Genomic DNA, 15,932 nt, shown 5'->3' on the forward strand with positions numbered 1-15,932 from the left:
CGTCACCGGCGGTCGACCGGCTGGCAGGTGGCAGGGTATCGGCATGTCCCTCGTCGAGTTCGACCTGCGCGGTCTCGAGCCGGGTCAGGCACCCGAGCGGGCAGCGGTCGCGGAGGCGGCCGGAGCCGGGGCGCTGCTGGTGCGCGGGCCGGTGCCGGCGCTCGCGGCGGTGCTCGCCGCCCTGCACCGCGCCGGTCGGACCGCCGAGGTGCCCGTGTCGTGGGAGCCCGCCGACGACAGCTCGTCCCGGGGGCTGGCCCGCGACCTCGGCGTCGGCACTGGCAGCGAGCGGGAGCTGACGCTGGTCCGCGACGACCACGGCGGGGTGCTGCTGCAGCACGGGCGCTACGAGGCGGCCGAGCAGGGCCGGCTGGGGCTGGCCGCGCGGCTCGGCGTCCAGGCCCACCACGACGACGCCCGCGTGGCCGACGGCCTCGTCGCGCGGATCGACGTCCGGCCCGACTGGCGGGCGGTCGACACCATCCGCGTCGCCGTCTCCCCGCAGCTCCTGCGGCCACCGCGGCGCAGCACCGGCCGGGCGCTGCAGCTGGCCAGCGACCCGGCCCGGGTCACCTGTGACGGCGTCCCGCACCCCCGGCCGGTCACGCGCTGGACCTGGTACGCCGACGACCGGGTGCGCTGGCGGCTGGCCCCCTGAGCCACGGCCCGGCAGCGTGCCGCGTCCGGGGGCGCGCGCGGGCGTCGTGGAGACTGGGGTCCCGAGCCGAGGAGGTCCCCCTGCGCCCGTTCCCGCCCGCGCCCGGGGTGCCGTGCCGGTGAGCGCCGACCGCCTGCCCCTCTCCCGTCGTCCGGCGCCGCCGCGGCGCCGGCTGCCCGACCGGGTGCTGGCCCGGCCCAGCCTGGCCGCGGCGCTGGGACTGGCGGTCGTGGTCGTCCTCTTCGGACTGCGGGTGCCCGACCTGCTCACCGTGGGCGGCCTGGCCGCGGTCCTGGACACCGCCGCACTGCTGGGCATCGGCGGGGTGGCCGTGGGGCTGCTGCTGGTGGGTGGGCACTTCGACGTCTCGATCGGCACGCTCACCGTGTCCAGCGCCGTCCTCACCGGGGTGCTGGTCGGGCCGGCCGAGTGGGGCGTGTGGCCGGCGCTCACCGCGTCGCTGGCCGCCGCGCTCGCGGTCGGCCTGCTCAACGGGTGGCTCGTCGTCCGCACCGGCCTGCCCAGCTTCCTGGTCACCCTCGCCACGGCACTGGTCCTGCAGGGCGTCACCGTGGCCGGGCTGCCGCTGGTGGCCGGCGCGCCGCGGATCAGCGGGCTGGACGAGGCGCGCGGCTGGTCCTCGGCCTCGGCGCTGTTCGGGTCGACGGCGGAGGTCGGCGACGGCGTCTTCTCCGTCTCGCTGCTGTGGTGGGTCGCGCTGACCGCGGTCGCCGGCTGGCTGCTGTGGCGGACCCGCTTCGGCAACGAGGTCCTGTCGATGGGCGGGTCCCGCCGGGCCGCTCGCGAGCTGGGCGTGCCCGTGCACCGGACGACGCTGGTGCTGTACGCGCTGACCGCCTTCGCCGCGTGGCTGCTCGGCACGCTGACCCTGGTGTCGACGGCGAGCGTGGCAGCCACACCCGCGCTCGTGACGGCGATCGACTTCGTGGTGGTCGCCGTCCTCGGCGGGTGCCTGCTGACCGGCGGCTACGGCTCGATGGCCGGCGCCGCGATCGGTGCGCTGCTGTACGCGGTGGCGCGCCGGGGCGTGGAGCTCGCCGGCTGGGACCCGCGCTGGTCGCAGGCGCTGCTCGGCGTCTTCCTGCTCGTCGCGCTGCTGGTCGGAGGGGTGGTGCGCGGCCGGCTGCGGGCCGCACCGCGCTCGTGAGCGCGGCCGGGGTGCCGCCGGTGCTGGAGCTGCGCGGGCTGACCGTCCGCTTCGGCAGCGTGGCCGCGCTCGACCGGGTCGGCGTCGCGCTGCACGGGGGCCGGATCACCTGCGTGCTCGGGGAGAACGGCTCGGGCAAGTCGACGCTGGTGTCGGTGCTGTCCGGGCTGGCGCGGCACGACGAGGGTGAGCTGCTGCTCGACGGCGTCCCGGTGCGCTTCGGCAGCCCCCGCGCCGCCCGGGCCGCGGGGATCGCCACGGTGTGGCAGGACCTCGCCGTGGCACCGCTGCTGTCGGTGTGGCGCAACTTCTGCCTGGGCGCGGAGCCGACCCGCGGGCGGTGGCCGCTGCGCCGGCTCGACGTCGACGCCGCCCGCGAGACCGCCGTGCGGGCGCTGGAGCGGGTCGGCGTCACCGGCGTCGACCCCGACCGGCCGGCCAACGCGATGCGCGCCGGCGAGCGGCAGAGCCTGGCGATCGCGCGGGCCCTGCACTTCGGCGCCCGCGCGCTGGTGCTCGACGAGCCGACCGCGCCCCTGACGATCGCGCAGCAGACGCTCGTGGGCCAGGCCGTGCTGCGCGCGCGGGCCGCGGGCCTCGCCGTCGTCCTGGTGACGCACAACCCGCGCTACGCGCACCTGGTGGGCGACCGCTTCCTGCTGCTGGCACGCGGCCAGGTGGCCGGCGACCTCACCCGCGCCGACGTCCACGCCGACGACCTCACCCGGCTCATGGCCGGCGGCGAGGAACTCACCGCCCTGACCGCCCGCCTGCGCGAGCTGCACCCCGAGCTCGGCGACCGCTGAGGACGGCACCCCCCGATCCACAGGTGGGGTTCCGGCCGGCGCCGGGTCCGTGCGGGCACCCAGCGCCGGCCGGGGTCACCTGGTGAACAGGCTGACGCCGCCGGGACCGACGAGCAGCCCGACGATGATCAGCACGATCCCCCAGAGCAGTTGCCGACGCACGATCGCGAGGATCCCGGCGACGACCAGGACGACGGCGAGGATCCAGAGCAGTGTTGCCACGTGCCACCTCCGGTGAGAGCCGGGCGGACGCCCGGGAACACGGAGTGTGGCCCTGACCAGGCACGGTCCACCACCCGTGCACCACGTGGGAGTGCACGGGCCCGTGTCAGGCCGCGAGGCTCGGGTCGCAGTCGCGGAGCAGCTGGGTGCAGCGCTCCTGCTCGTCCACCTCGCCGATCGCCTCCGCGGCGCGGGCCAGGACGGTGACGCAGCGCAGGAAGCCGCGGTTGGGCTCGTGCGACCACGGCACCGGGCCGTAGCCCTTCCAGCCGTTCCTGCGCAGCGCGTCGAGACCGCGGTGGTAGCCCGTGCGGGCGTAGGCGTAGGCCTCGATGGTGCGCCCGCCCTCGACGGCCGCCTCGGCCAGCGCCGCCCAGGCGGCGCTGGCCCGCGGGTGGGCGGCGGCGACCTCGGCGGGGTCGGTGCCGGCGGCCAGCGCGGCCTCCGCCTCCGGGTCGCCGGGCAGCAGCGTGGCCGGCGGCTCGCCGAGCAGGTTGTGCGAGTGCGTCACGGGTCAGGCGCCCTGCGACTGGCCGGCCGACAGCAGGTCCTCGCAGGCCTCGACGACGCGCGCGGCCATGCCGGTCTCGGCGAGCTTCATGTAGGTGCGCGGGTCGTAGGTCTTCTTGTTGCCGACGTCGCCGTCGACCTTCAGGACGCCGTCGTAGTTGGAGAACATGTGCCCGGCGATGGGCCGGGTGAAGGCGTACTGGGTGTCGGTGTCGACGTTCATCTTCACGACGCCGTAGGACAGCGCCTCGCGGATCTCCTCCTGCGCGGAGCCCGAGCCGCCGTGGAAGACGAAGTTGAACGGCTTGGCGCCCTCCCCCAGCCCGAGCTCGGAGGCGACGACCTCCTGGCCCTGCTGCAGGATCTCCGGGCGCAGCTTGACGTTGCCCGGCTTGTAGACGCCGTGCACGTTGCCGAAGGTCGCGGCGAGCAGGTAGACGCCCTTCTCACCCAGGCCGAGGGTCTTCGCCGTGGCCACGAAGTCGCCGGGCGCGGTGTAGAGCTTGTCGTTGATGTCGTGGCTGACGCCGTCCTCCTCACCGCCGACGACCCCGATCTCCAGCTCGAGGACGATCTTGGCGGCCGCGCACTTCCCGATCAGCTCCTCGGCGATCTGCAGGTTCTCGTCGAGGTCGATGGCCGAGCCGTCCCACATGTGCGACTGGAACAGCGGTGCCTGGCCGGCGTCGACCCGGTCCTTCGACAGGGCGATCAGCGGGCGGACGTAGGCGTCGAGCTTGTCCTTGGGGCAGTGGTCGGTGTGCAGCGCCACGTTGACCGGGTACTTCTCGGCGACGACGTGGGCGAACTCGGCCAGCGCGACGGCGCCGGTGACCATGTCCTTGACCCGGGTGCCCGAGCCGAACTCGGCGCCGCCGGTGGAGAACTGGATGATCCCGTCGCTGCCGGCATCGGCGAACCCGCGCAGCGCCGCGTTGACCGTCTCCGACGAGGTGCAGTTGATGGCCGGGTAGGCGAAGCCGCTCTCCTTCGCCCGGCTGATCATGTCGGCGTAGACCTCGGGGGTCGCGATGGGCATGCGGGCTCTCCTCGTCGATCGGCGCTGGTCGCCGGTCAGCATCCCACCTGCCGGGGTGGCGCCGACAGCGGGCGCTGCCCCGGACGGAGCCTCAGCCGCGGCGGCGGAGCACCTTCCCGGGGTTGAGCAGGCCGGCGGGGTCGAGGGCCTGTTTGATCGAGCGCTGCACGTCCAGGGACACCGGCCCGGCCTCGCGCTCCAGCCACTCGGCCTTGAGCGTGCCGACGCCGTGCTCGCCGGTGATCGTGCCGCCGAGGGAGAGCCCCAGCTCGAGGATCGCGTCGAACGCGGCCACCGCCCGCGCGCGCTGCTCGTCGTCACCCGCGTCGAAGACGATCGTCGGGTGCATGTTGCCGTCGCCGGCGTGCCCCATGACGCCGATGACCAGGTCGGACTGCGTCGAGATCGCGTCGCAGCCGTCAATGAAGGTGGCCACCCGGGAGCGGGGCACGGCGACGTCGTCGAGCAGCACGTTGCCCAGCCGCTCGAGCGCCGGCAGCGCCATCCGCCGGGCGGTGAGCAGCAGGTCGCCCTCGGCGGGATCGGGGGTGGAGTGCACGAGGTCGGCCCCGGCCGCCTCGCACAGCCGGGTCAGCTCGGCGATCTCGGCCAGGCCCGCCGCTCCCCCGGCGTCGGAGCGGGCGACCAACAGGGCCTGCGCGTCGCGGTCGAGGTCGGCGCGGAGCAGGTCGTCGACCGCGCGGATGCAGGTGCGGTCCATCACCTCGAGCATGCTGGGCACCACGCCGCTGGTGACCACCGACTCGACCACCTGGCCGGTCTGCGCGCTGGTGGCGAAGGTGGCGACGAGGGTGACCGGGTCGTCGGCCGGGGCCGGCCGCAGCGCCAGGGTCGCCTCGGTGATGACGCCGAGGGTGCCCTCCGAGCCGACGAACAGCCGGGTGAGGTCGTAGCCGGCGACGCCCTTGACGGTGCGGCGTCCGGTGCGCAGCACCCGCCCGTCGGCGAGCACGACCTCCAGGCCGAGCACGTAGTCGGTGGTGACGCCGTACTTCACGCAGCACAGGCCGCCGGAGTTCATGGCCAGGTTGCCGCCGAGGGTGCACCAGTCGTAGCTGGCCGGGTCCGGTGGGTAGAACAGCCCCTCCGCGGCGACGGCGTCGCGCAGCGTCTTGTTGACCACGCCGGGCTGGACGACGGCGAGCCGGTCGGCCGCCGACACCTCCAGGACGGCGTCCATGCGGGTCATCACCATGGTGATCCCGCCGTCGACGGCGTTGCTCGCGCCCACCAGTCCCGACCCGGCGCCGCGCGGCACGACCGGGATCCCGTGCCGGCCGGCCAGCTCCACGACCGCGACGACGTCGGCGGTGTCGCGGGGGAAGACCACCGCGGCCGGGGTGCCGGCGTCGGCCAGGACGGCCTGGTCGCGGGCGTAGGCGGCGGTGACGTCGGGGTCGGTGCGGACGCTGTCCGCGCCGAGCGCGGCGGTGAGCTCGTCGACCCAGGCGGTGGTGAGTGCGGTCACCGTCCCACGGTAGGCCCGGCCGCGATGATCAGGTGACCTGATCACCGAGCGTCCTACCCGACGGTGGAACGTGAGGGAGGACGCTGCACGATCAGGTCACCTGATCATCGCCGGGGATCACCGCCCGGGGGGTCATCGCCGGGGGGTCATCGCCGAGGGACGACCACCGACGGGGTCAGGCCAGGCCGAGGTCGGCGAGGTCGTAGGCGGCGCGGTACTCCAGGCCCGCGGCCTCGACGGCGGCCCGCCCACCGCGGTCGACGATCACGGCGACCCCGAGCACCTCCGCGCCGGCCTCCTGCAGGGCCTCCACGGCGGCCAGGGGGCTGCTGCCGGTGGTGGAGACGTCGTCGACGACGAGCACCGCCCGCCCGGCGACGTCGGGGCCCTCGATGCGGCGCTGCAGGCCGTGCGCCTTGCCGGCCTTGCGGACGACGCAGGCGTCGAGGAAGCCCTCACCGTCGGCCGCGGCGTGCAGCATCGCCGCCGCGACGGGGTCGGCGCCCAGGGTGAGCCCGCCGACGACGTCGTAGCGCAGGTCGCCGGTGAGCTGGCGCATCACCCGGCCGACCAGCGGCGCGCCCTCGTGGTGCAGCGTCAGCCGGCGCATGTCGATGTACCAGTCGGCCTCCTGCCCGGAGGACAGCGTCACCCTCCCGTGCACGACGGCGAGGTCGACGATCAGCTCGAGCAGGCGGTCGCGGTCGGGCCGGGCGGTCCCGTTCCAGGGGCCCGCCCCGGGCGACGGGGAGCGGGCGGGAACGGGTTCCGTCGGCATGCGGCCGACCCTACGCAGGCCACCGGCCCGGCTCCCCCCGTGGGAGCCGGGCCGGTGCTGGTGCCGCCCTGCGGCCCCCTTGCAGGGCCCCGCTGCGAGCTCGCGAGCAGTGGGGGGCAAGGGGGTCCTTCGTCAGGCGGTGGCGGGGGCCAGGACCTGGTCGACGATGTAGACGGTGGCGTTCGCCGTCTGGACGTTGCCGCAGACGACCGAGGCCGGGGTGCCGGTCACGGTCCGGGCCACGGTGAAGTCCTCCCCCGAGCCCTCGATGGTCACCTGGTCGCCGGCGAGGGTGGTGTGGGTGCCGGCGAGCTGGTCGGGGCTCAGGCGGCCCTCGATGACGTGGTGGGTGAGGATCGCGGTCAGCTGGGCGTTGTCCGCGAGCACCGCCTGCAGCTGGTCGGCCGGGATCGCCTCGAAGGCGGGGTTGGCCGGGGCGATGACCGTGATGTCCTGGGTGCTGTTCAGGGCGTCGACCAGGTTGGCCTGCATGACGGCCTGGACCAGCGTGGACAGCACCGGGTTGTTGCTGGCGGCGGTGGCGACCGGGTCGTCGGTCATGCCGGTGAAGGAGCCCTCACCGTCGGCCGGGACGTCGGCGCAGCCTGCACCGAAGGGCTCGTCGCTGGCCGGCGTGGCGCTGCTGCTGCTCGATGCCATGCTGTCGTCGGCCGAGCTGCTGGCCGCCGAGCTGCTGGTGTCCGACGAGGCCGAGCTGTCGGTCGAGCCGCTGTCGGTCGAGCCGCAGGCGCTCAGGGTGACCGCGAGGGTCGAGGCGGAGGCCAGCAGGATGCCGCGGGTCAGGGTGTTCTTCACGGGGTGCTCCTCGGTCGTCGTTGCGGGGTCTCCCCCGGCCCGGGGAGGGTCGGGAGAGGCGTCTGCGGCCAGGGGCCGAGACGGGTCTGGAGGGGTCCGGGCGGTCGCCCGGCCGGAGCCGGGCGTGACCGCTACGTCGCGATCACCCGGATGGACTGCAGGCCGCTGGCCCCGTCGGGGAAGGGGGCGGCGCGCTCCGCGGTCTGCACCTCGCCGTCGGCCGCGGTGGCGCGGACGGTGAGCTGGTAGGAGCCGGGGGCGAAGTCGAAGGGCAGCACCCACTGGCGCCAGAGGTCGGCGTCGACCTGGGGGGACAGCTGCGCCTCCTGCCACTCCCCCGCGTCGACGCGGACCTCGACCCGGGCGATCCCGCGGGTCTGCGCCCAGGCCACGCCGGCGATCGGCCGGCGGCCGGCCGGGAAGCGGCGCAGCGGGGCCGGGGTGTCGATCCGGGAGAAGAGCTTGACCGGCGCCTGCCGCGCCCAGTCGCGCGCGGTCCAGTAGACGTCGAAGGCGTCGTAGGTCGAGGCCTCGATCTCGGTCATCCACTTGCAGGCCGAGACGTAGCCGTAGAGGCCCGGGATGAGCATCCGCACCGGGAAGCCGTGCTCGACGGGCAGCGGCTCGCCGTTCTGGCCGAAAGCGACCATCGCGTCCTCGACCTCGAGGGCCGCGCGGGTGGAGGCGCCGATCGTCATGCCGTCCTGCGATCGGCACACCAGCTGGTCGGAGCGGGACTGGATGCCGTTCTCCCGGAGGAGGGCGCCCAGTGGGATGCCGGTCCAGCGGGCGGTGCTGGCCAGGGTGCCGCCGACCTCGTTGGAGACGCAGGTGAGCGTGATGTCGCGCTCGACGACGTCGTCGCGGTCGAAGAGGTCGGCCAGCGTGTAGGTGCGGGGCGAGTTGAACATCCCGCGCAGGGTCAGCGTGTACTCCGACGGCCGGATCTGCGGGACGGTGATCGCGGTGTCGACCCGGTAGAAGTCGCGGTTCGGGGTGAACAGCGGGGTCAGGCCCTCGACCTGCTCGGCGAGGTCGGCGCCGGGCGGCAGGGCCGCCGCCGGTGACGCCGGGGCCGGCAGGGTGAGGTCCCCGCGGGCGCCGCTGACGTCGAAGCGCCGCTGGAGCAGCCGGCCACCGCCGCCGGTCACCGCCGCCGCGCCGAGGGCGATCCCGCCGGTCAGGAAGAAGCGGCGGCGGTCCATGCCGCTGCCCTTGCGGTCGGCCATGGCCAGGGCGCCGCGCAGGCGGTCGAGGACCGCCTCGTCGGCGTGCCGGCCGGCGTCGTCCACGGCCGGGGGTGCGCCGGCCGGAGCGGGGGCGGGCAGCGTGAGGGGCCGCACCAGCGGCAGCAGGGCCAGGGTGCCGGCGAGCGCGCCGACGACCGACGGCAGCGCGTCGGGCAGGCCGCCCGCGGGCCGCGTGACCGCGGCGAGGGCGCCGATCAGGCCGAACAGCGCGGTGCCGGCGACGCCGAGGCGGCGGGAGCGCAGCGCGACCAGGCCGACGAGCACCGCGTACAGGGCGACGAGGACCAGGGTCCCGACGATGAGGGCGATCTTGTCGTTCGCGCCGAACGTCGCGATGGCGAACTGCTCGACCGGCTCGGGGACCAGCGTGATGACCGTGTCGCCCACCGCCACGACCGGCGAGGACGCCGGGCCGACCAGACCGGCCGCGAGTTCGGCGACACCCAGCGCGACGCCGGCCGACAGCAGCCCGGCCGCGGCGGCGAGCGGACGGCGCCCGCGGGGGGCCGCGACGTCCGGCCCGGTCGCCGAGGCCGGGGCCTGCTCGGTGGTGGTCACGACGGGTCTTCGGGACCAGCCGCCCTCCGGGTTCAGATCTCGCGGTAACGGTTGGATGACGAGGTGTCAGCGCAGCCCGGCCTGCCGGCGTGCGGTCATCGCGCGGTACCACTCGCTCGAGGGCCGCAGCGCCAGCGCGACGACCCCCACGAGCGTGATGAGGGTGGAGAAGACCGACAGCGAGTCGAGGAACCCCGAGCCGGCGACGCCGCTGCCGGCACCGCTCAGGGCGCTGAGGCCGAACAGCACGCTGAGCCCGCCGAGCACCAGCAGCACGGTGCGGGCCCAGTTGCGCCCCTTCCAGGCGAACCAGATGAACAGCGCCTGGAGGACGACCAGCAGCAGCCCGATCACCGCACCGACGACGACCCCGGCACGGACGACGTCCTCGGTGAGGGCCGGGTCGTCGGCGAGCGCCACGGCCTGCGCGACCAGGCCGTCGACGTCCGAGAACTGCACGAGGGAGGAGATGACGCCCAGGATCAGCGTGGCGAGGAAGGCCCCGATCCCCACGCGCACCGTCGTCGGCCGCTCGGGGGCCTCCGGCGCGAGGCCCGGGCCGGGCGCCGGCGGAGCGGCGGCCCAGCCGTACGGCGGCGGGCCCTGCCAGCCCTGCGGCGGCGGGTCCTGGCGGCCCGGCTGGTCCTGCCAGCCCTGCGGCGGCGGAGGGCCCTGCCAGCCCTGCGGCGGCGGGTCGTGGCGGCCCGGCTGGTCCTGCGGCGGCTGCCACCCCTGCTGGGGGTCCGGACCACCGTGGCCTGACGTCATCGCTCGCTCCTCGCTCGCCGGTCGGGTACCTGGCGCGATGGTGACCCGGCCGGTGAGGCCCCGACCAGGACCGGGAGCGGATCGAGACCGGATCGATGGCGACGCGCACGGGCCCCGCCGTCCCGGGTGGGACGGCGGGGCCCGGTGAGCGACCGGAACGGCCCTCCTGCAGGGCCCCGTCCCGAGCGGCGCGGGAGTGGGGAGCCCGATCAGCCGCGGCGGACGGTCAGGCCCTCCTCGGCGAGGTCCTCGGGCGCGTCGACGACGACCTCGTCGCCGTCCCGGATCTCCCCGGCCAGCAGCGCGCGGGCCAGCGGGTCACCGATCGCCGACTGCACCAGCCGGCGCAGCGGACGGGCGCCGTAGACCGGGTCGAAGCCGTTGATCGCCAGCCACTCGCGCGCGGCGTCGGTGACCGTCAGCGTCAGCCGGCGGGCGGCCAGCCGGCGGGCGAGCACGCCGACCTGGATGTCGACGATCCCGGTCAGCTCCTCGCTGCCCAGCGCCCGGAACACCACGACGTCGTCGAGGCGGTTGAGGAACTCCGGCTTGAAGTGCGACCGGACGACGTCCATCACCGCGGCGCGCCGCGCCTCCTCGGGCAGCGACTGGTCGGCGATCAGCTGCGAGCCGAGGTTCGACGTCAGGATCAGGATCGTGTTCCGGAAGTCGACCGTGCGCCCCTGCCCGTCGGTGAGCCGGCCGTCGTCGAGGACCTGCAGCAGCACGTCGAAGACGTCGGGGTGGGCCTTCTCCACCTCGTCGAGCAGGACGACGGTGTAGGGCCGCCGCCGGACCGCCTCGGTGAGCTGGCCGCCGGCCTCGTAGCCGACGTAGCCCGGAGGGGCACCGACCAGGCGGGCCACCGAGTGCTTCTCGGAGTACTCGCTCATGTCGATGCGGACCATCGCCCGCTCGTCGTCGAAGAGGAACTCCGCCAGCGCCTTGGCCAGCTCGGTCTTGCCGACGCCGGTCGGGCCGAGGAAGAGGAACGACCCGGTGGGCCGGTCGGGATCGGAGATGCCCGACCGTGCCCGGCGGACGGCGTCGGCGACGGCGCGGACGGCGTCGGGCTGGCCGACGACCCGCCGGGCGAGCTCGTCCTCCATCCGCAGCAGCTTCGCCGTCTCGCCCTCGAGGAGCCGGCCGGCGGGGATGCCGGTCCAGGCCTGGACGACCTCGGCGATGTCGTCGGGGCCGACCTCCTCCTTGAGCATCGACTCACCGGTCTGCACCGAGTCCTCGGCCGCGGCCAGGGAGCGCTGCAGCTCGGGCAGCCGGCCGTAGCGCAGCTCCGCGGCCCGGGCGAGGTCGCCGTCGCGCTCGGCGCGCTCGGCCTCGGTGCGCGCCGACTCGAGCTCCTCCTTGATCCGCTGGATCCGCTCGATCGCCGACTTGTCCTGCTGCCAGCGCGCGGTCAGCTCGTCGAGCTCCTGGCGCCGATCGGCGAGGTCGCTGCGCAGCGCCGCCAGCCGCTCCATCGAGGACGGGTCGTCCTCCTTGGCCAGGGCCATCTCCTCGATCTCCATGCGGCGGACGGCGCGCTCGACCTCGTCGACCTCGACCGGCCGGCTGTCGATCTCCATCCGCAGCCGGCTGGCGGCCTCGTCGACCAGGTCGATCGCCTTGTCCGGCAGGAACCGGGCCGTGACGTAGCGGTCGGACAGGGTGGCGGCGGCGACGATCGCGGCGTCGGTGATCCGCACACCGTGGTGGACCTCGTAGCGCTCCTTGAGGCCGCGCAGGATGCCAATGGTGTCCTCGACCGAGGGCTCGCCGACGAAGACCTGCTGGAAGCGGCGCTCCAGCGCGGGGTCCTTCTCGATGTGCTCGCGGTACTCGTCGAGCGTCGTGGCGCCGACCATCCGCAGCTCACCGCGGGCGAGCATCGGCTTGATCATGTTGCCGGCGTCCATGGCCGAGTCGCCGGTGGCACCGGCGCCCACGATCGTGTGCAGCTCGTCGATGAAGGTGATCACCTGGCCCTCGGCCTCGGTGATCTCCTGGAGGACGGCCTTGAGCCGCTCCTCGAACTCACCGCGGTACTTCGCGCCGGCCACCATGGCGGAGAGGTCCAGGGCCATGAGCCGCTTGCCCTTGAGGCTCTCGGGGACGTCGCCGGCCACGATCCGCTGGGCCAGGCCCTCGACGATCGCCGTCTTGCCGACGCCGGGCTCCCCGATGAGCACGGGGTTGTTCTTCGTGCGCCGGGAGAGCACCTGCACGACCCGCCGGATCTCGGTGTCCCGGCCGATGACCGGGTCGATCTTCCCCTCGCGGGCGCGCCCGGTGAGGTCGACGGCGTACTTCTCCAGCGCCTGGAAGGTGCTCTCCGGGTCGGCGGTGGTGACCTTGCGGTTGCCGCGGACGGTGCGGAAGGCGGCGAGCAGCGCGTCGCGGGTGGCGCCGGCACTGGTGAGCACCGCACCGGCCTCGCCCTCGGAGCCGGCCAGGCCGACCAGCAGGTGCTCGGTCGAGACGTACTCGTCGCCGAGCGCACTGGCCTGCTCGCCGGCGGCGTTGACCACGCGCAGCAGTTCGCGCGACGGCGACGGCGCGGCGACGGTGGCGCCGCTCACGCTGGGCATGCGCCGCAGCGCCGCCTCGGCCTTGGCGCGGACCTCGGCCGGGTCGGCCCCGGTGGCGGTCAGCAGGGGGCCGGCGATCCCGTCGGTCTGCTGCAGCAGCGAGACCAGCAGGTGCAGGGGCTCGAGCGCCGCCTGCCCTCGCTCGACGGCCAGGCGCTGGGCGGCGGCGAACGCCTCCTGGGAACGGGTGGTGAGCTTGCTCTCCATGGTCGGTGTGGCTGGTCCTCTCGTCGCACGGGTGGCCGGGTGTCCCCGGCCGTGGTCGCTGTCGTGGGCTGCAACGACCCAGGAGTTGAGTCTGTTCCGCTCAACCCGGTCTCACACAGGGGGCAGTAGGGGGTTGCCCCGGAGGGATTGACACACTCACAACTGCATGCCGCACCACAGGGTTGCTCCTACACTCGCGGGCATGACGACGACACGCGAGGAGTCACAGCTCCCCGCCCCGAGCGTGGCGCTCGACGACCAGCTCTGCTTCGCCCTGTACGCGGCCTCGCGTGCGATGACCGCGCGCTACCGGCCGATGCTCGAGGAGCTGGGCCTCACCTATCCGCAGTACCTCGTGATGATGCTGCTCTGGGAGGAGGACCAGCAGACCGTCGGCCAGCTCGGCCAGCGGCTCGCGCTGGACAGCGGGACCCTGTCCCCCCTGCTCAAGCGCCTGACCACCGCGGGCCTGGTGACCCGGCACCGCCGGGTGGAGGACGAGCGCTCGGTCGCCATCGCCCTGACCGACGAGGGGCGCGCGCTGCGCGACCGGGCCTTCGCCATCTCGCAGGACATGATCTGCGCCCTGCAGCTCGGCATCGAGGACTTCGCCGACCTCAAGCAGACCCTGCACGTGCTGACGCAGCGGGTCAGCGAGGCGCCGCGCCACGGCTGACCCGCTCAGCGCCGGACGGCGCGCGGCGGGGGCGGGATGGATGGGTTGCGTACAACCCATCCGGGTACGGGCGCGGGGTCCTGCCGGTGAGACACGCCGGCACCCCGACCGGAAGGCAGCAGTCCCATGCCCACCCGCACCGCACGCACCGCCTGGAACGGCACCCTCGAGCAGGGGTCGGGCCAGGTCGAGCTGAGCAGCTCCGAGGTCGGCACCTACGAGGTCAGCTTCCCGAAGCGCGCCGCTGACGACGCCGGCGGCACGACCAGCCCCGAGGAGCTCGTCGCCGCGGCCCACTCCGCGTGCTACGCCATGCAGCTGTCGGCCAACATCGCCCAGGCCGGCGGCACTCCGCAGTCCCTCGAGGTCAAGGCCGACGTCTCGCTGGGCCCCGACCCCGCCGGCGGCTTCCGGCTCACCGGCATCCAGCTGACGGTGCGCGGCGAGGTCGAGGGCCTCGACGCCGCGGGCTTCGAGAAGGCCGCGCAGGAGGCCAAGGCCGGCTGCCCGGTGAGCAAGGCGCTGACCGGCGTCGACATCTCCCTGGACGCCGCGCTCGACTGAAGGACCACCCTGCCCCCCGCCACTCGCACGCTCGCGGCGGGCCCCTGCAGGGCGGCCACCACGACGACGGCCCGCTCCCCTCAGGGGGAGCGGGCCGTCGTGCGTTCTCGGGCCCTCGCGGGGCGAGGGTCCTCGCTCAGCGCCGGGTGCCGACCGCCGCGTCGTCGGCCAGGGCCGGCTCGGACTCCCGCTGCAGCCGCTCCTCGCCGCTCTCGGTCCGCAGTGCGATCTCGCGGATGAGCAGGATGGCGAGGACGGCGACCACGGCGATCACCGCGGAGACCAGGAAGATCCGCCCGGTCGCGTCGCCGTAGGAGACGCGGATGAGCTCCTGGATGGGCGCCGGGGCGTCGGCGAGGTCGGCCAGGCCGACGCTGCCCCCGCCGGTCGCGGCCGCGGCCTCCGGCGGCAGGCCGGCGGTGATGAGGGTGCCGACCCGGGCGCTGAGCACCGCGCCGAGCACCGAGACGCCGATCGTGCCGCCGAGGCTGCGGAAGAAGGCGACCGCCGAGCTGGCCGCGCCCAGGTCGGTGGCCGCGACCGTGTTCTGCACCGCGAGCACGAGGTTCTGCATGGTCATGCCGATGCCCACGCCCAGCACGAACAGGAAGACGCCGAGCAGGACCATGTCGGTCTCGTGGTCGATGGTCGACAGCAGCCCGAAGCCCGCGACGACCAGGACCGAGCCGGCCACGAGGAAGCGCTTCCACCGGCCGTACCGGGTGATGAGGATGCCGGAGACGGTCGAGGAGACCAGCAGCCCGCCGACCATCGGGATGGTGAGCAGGCCGGCCGCCGTCGGCGAGTAGCCGCGCGAGATCTGCAGGTACTGGCCGAGGAAGACCGTCGAGCCGAACATCGCGACACCGATCGCGACGCTGGCGACGATGGCCAGCGTCGTCGTCCGGTCGCGGAACAGCCGCAGCGGGACGATCGGCTCGGCCGCGCGCAGCTCGGTGACGACGAACGCGGCGATCGCCAGCGCGCCGCCGGTCAGGAACAGCGCCGTCTCCAGCGAGGCCCAGGCGAACTGGTCGCCGGCCAGGGTGACCCAGATGAGCAGCGCGGAGACGCCGGTGGTCAGGAAGGCCGCGCCGAGGTAGTCGATGCGGACCCGCCGCTTGGTGACCGGCAGGTGCAGGGTGCGCTGCAGCAGGACCAGCGCCACGGCGGCGAAGGGCACGCCGACGTAGAAGCACCAGCGCCAGCCCAGCCAGCTGGTGTCGACCAGCAGGCCGCCGAGCAGCGGGCCGCCGACCGTGGCCACGGCCATGACGCTGCCGAGCAGGCCGGAGTACCGGCCGCGCTCGCGCGGGCTGATCATCGCCGCCATCGCGATCTGCACCAGCGCCTGCAGGCCACCGAGGCCCAGGCCCTGCAGGACGCGCCAGCCGATCAGCGTGCCGACCGACTGGGACAGGCCGGCCAGCATCGAGCCGACGATGAAGACGACGATCGCCAGCTGGATGAGCAGCTTCTTGCTGAACAGGTCGGCCAGCTTGCCCCAGATGGGCGTCGACGCCGTCGAGGCCAGCAGGGTGGCGGTGACCACCCAGGTGTACTGGCTCTGGCTGCCGCGCAGGTCGGTGATGATCGTCGGCAGGGCGTTGGAGACGACGGTCGAGGACAGGAACGCCACGAACATCGCCAGCAACATCCCCGAGAGCGCCTCGAGGATCTGGCGGTGGCTCATGCGGCCCTGCTGCTCCACCGGCGCCTGGGGCTCGACCGAGGGCCGGGGCTCGACCGAGAGCTGCGGAGCCGGGGCGGCGCCGGCTCGGGCGTCGGGTTCACGGGTGGTGGTCACGGTGCTCCTGGGTGGTTCGCGGTGGGTC

The 15,932-nt window shown here is 74.5% G+C and carries 15 protein-coding genes; 5 read left to right on the forward strand and 10 right to left on the reverse strand.

What is annotated here, in order from left to right; translation table 11 throughout:
• The first annotated feature begins 43 nt into the window (after positions 1-43).
• The 3 genes from ACWIZO_RS04890 to ACWIZO_RS04900 all read left to right on the forward strand — a co-directional run bounded on the left by ACWIZO_RS04890 (position 44) and on the right by ACWIZO_RS04900 (position 2,632).
• Positions 44-658: a hypothetical protein gene (locus ACWIZO_RS04890; RefSeq protein WP_448641390.1), complete on the forward strand. Its 615-nt coding sequence runs from the start codon at positions 44-46 to the stop codon at positions 656-658.
• A 118-nt stretch (positions 659-776) separates the two neighbouring features.
• Entirely contained in the window at positions 777-1,826 is a 1,050-nt protein-coding gene (locus tag ACWIZO_RS04895) for an ABC transporter permease (protein WP_448641391.1), read from the forward strand.
• Positions 1,823-2,632 (forward strand): ATP-binding cassette domain-containing protein, encoded by an 810-nt coding sequence (locus tag ACWIZO_RS04900; RefSeq protein ID WP_448641392.1) that lies wholly within the window; start codon positions 1,823-1,825, stop codon positions 2,630-2,632. Before ACWIZO_RS04895 ends, ACWIZO_RS04900 begins: the two co-directional genes overlap by 4 nt.
• 75 nt (positions 2,633-2,707) lie before the next feature.
• Here the strand turns inward: ACWIZO_RS04900 and ACWIZO_RS04905 are convergent, their stop codons facing one another.
• The 9 genes from ACWIZO_RS04905 to clpB form a co-directional block, all read right to left on the reverse strand.
• The gene (locus ACWIZO_RS04905; protein ID WP_446757625.1) at positions 2,708-2,854 is read right to left on the reverse strand and encodes a GPGG-motif small membrane protein; all 147 of its coding nucleotides are present in this window, start codon (positions 2,852-2,854) and stop codon (positions 2,708-2,710) included.
• 106 nt (positions 2,855-2,960) lie between these two features.
• The gene (locus ACWIZO_RS04910; RefSeq protein ID WP_448641393.1) at positions 2,961-3,365 is read right to left on the reverse strand and encodes a DUF3151 domain-containing protein; all 405 of its coding nucleotides are present in this window, start codon (positions 3,363-3,365) and stop codon (positions 2,961-2,963) included.
• Positions 3,366-3,368: 3 nt separating this feature from the next.
• Positions 3,369-4,403, reverse strand: coding sequence for a class II fructose-bisphosphate aldolase (gene fbaA, locus ACWIZO_RS04915; RefSeq protein ID WP_448641394.1), 1,035 nt, complete (start codon positions 4,401-4,403; stop codon positions 3,369-3,371).
• Positions 4,404-4,494: 91 nt separating this feature from the next.
• On the reverse strand, positions 4,495-5,892 hold the full coding sequence (locus ACWIZO_RS04920; RefSeq protein ID WP_448641395.1) for an FAD-binding oxidoreductase: 1,398 nt from the start codon (positions 5,890-5,892) through the stop codon (positions 4,495-4,497).
• A 175-nt stretch (positions 5,893-6,067) separates the two neighbouring features.
• Positions 6,068-6,670, reverse strand: coding sequence for an orotate phosphoribosyltransferase (gene pyrE, locus ACWIZO_RS04925; RefSeq protein WP_448641396.1), 603 nt, complete (start codon positions 6,668-6,670; stop codon positions 6,068-6,070).
• A gap of 132 nt (positions 6,671-6,802) precedes the next feature.
• On the reverse strand, positions 6,803-7,486 hold the full coding sequence (locus ACWIZO_RS04930) for a fasciclin domain-containing protein (protein WP_448641397.1): 684 nt from the start codon (positions 7,484-7,486) through the stop codon (positions 6,803-6,805).
• A gap of 131 nt (positions 7,487-7,617) precedes the next feature.
• Positions 7,618-9,294, reverse strand: coding sequence for a molybdopterin-dependent oxidoreductase (locus ACWIZO_RS04935; RefSeq protein WP_448641398.1), 1,677 nt, complete (start codon positions 9,292-9,294; stop codon positions 7,618-7,620).
• A 66-nt stretch (positions 9,295-9,360) separates the two neighbouring features.
• Positions 9,361-10,062 (reverse strand): hypothetical protein, encoded by a 702-nt coding sequence (locus ACWIZO_RS04940; RefSeq protein WP_448641399.1) that lies wholly within the window; start codon positions 10,060-10,062, stop codon positions 9,361-9,363.
• Between the two features lie 209 nt (positions 10,063-10,271).
• Positions 10,272-12,857, reverse strand: a complete 2,586-nt coding sequence (clpB, locus tag ACWIZO_RS04945; protein ID WP_448641400.1) for an ATP-dependent chaperone ClpB — start codon at positions 12,855-12,857, stop codon at positions 10,272-10,274.
• 202 nt (positions 12,858-13,059) lie between these two features.
• On the opposite strand from clpB, the gene ACWIZO_RS04950 reads away from it, so the two are divergent.
• Entirely contained in the window at positions 13,060-13,533 is a 474-nt protein-coding gene (locus ACWIZO_RS04950) for a MarR family winged helix-turn-helix transcriptional regulator (RefSeq protein WP_448641401.1), read from the forward strand.
• Between the two features lie 126 nt (positions 13,534-13,659).
• Positions 13,660-14,097 (forward strand): OsmC family peroxiredoxin, encoded by a 438-nt coding sequence (locus ACWIZO_RS04955; RefSeq protein WP_448641402.1) that lies wholly within the window; start codon positions 13,660-13,662, stop codon positions 14,095-14,097.
• Between the two features lie 136 nt (positions 14,098-14,233).
• Here ACWIZO_RS04955 and ACWIZO_RS04960 read toward each other — a convergent pair whose 3' ends face one another.
• The gene (locus ACWIZO_RS04960) at positions 14,234-15,904 is read right to left on the reverse strand and encodes an MFS transporter (RefSeq protein ID WP_448641403.1); all 1,671 of its coding nucleotides are present in this window, start codon (positions 15,902-15,904) and stop codon (positions 14,234-14,236) included.
• Between the last annotated feature and the right edge of the window lie 28 nt (positions 15,905-15,932).

Source organism: Geodermatophilus sp. URMC 63, assembly GCF_053502565.1.

What these genes read in the sequence shown, in the direction of transcription:
- clpB (WP_448641400.1), bottom strand. Translation starts at nt 12,857, where the DNA reads ATGGAGAGCAAGCTCACCACCCGTTCCCAGGAGGCGTTCGCCGCCGCC.
- pyrE (WP_448641396.1), bottom strand. Translation starts at nt 6,670, where the DNA reads ATGCCGACGGAACCCGTTCCCGCCCGCTCCCCGTCGCCCGGGGCGGGC.
- fbaA (WP_448641394.1), bottom strand. Translation starts at nt 4,403, where the DNA reads ATGCCCATCGCGACCCCCGAGGTCTACGCCGACATGATCAGCCGGGCG.
- ACWIZO_RS04940 (WP_448641399.1), bottom strand. Translation starts at nt 10,062, where the DNA reads ATGACGTCAGGCCACGGTGGTCCGGACCCCCAGCAGGGGTGGCAGCCG.
- ACWIZO_RS04955 (WP_448641402.1), top strand. Translation starts at nt 13,660, where the DNA reads ATGCCCACCCGCACCGCACGCACCGCCTGGAACGGCACCCTCGAGCAG.
- ACWIZO_RS04890 (WP_448641390.1), top strand. Translation starts at nt 44, where the DNA reads ATGTCCCTCGTCGAGTTCGACCTGCGCGGTCTCGAGCCGGGTCAGGCA.
- ACWIZO_RS04950 (WP_448641401.1), top strand. Translation starts at nt 13,060, where the DNA reads ATGACGACGACACGCGAGGAGTCACAGCTCCCCGCCCCGAGCGTGGCG.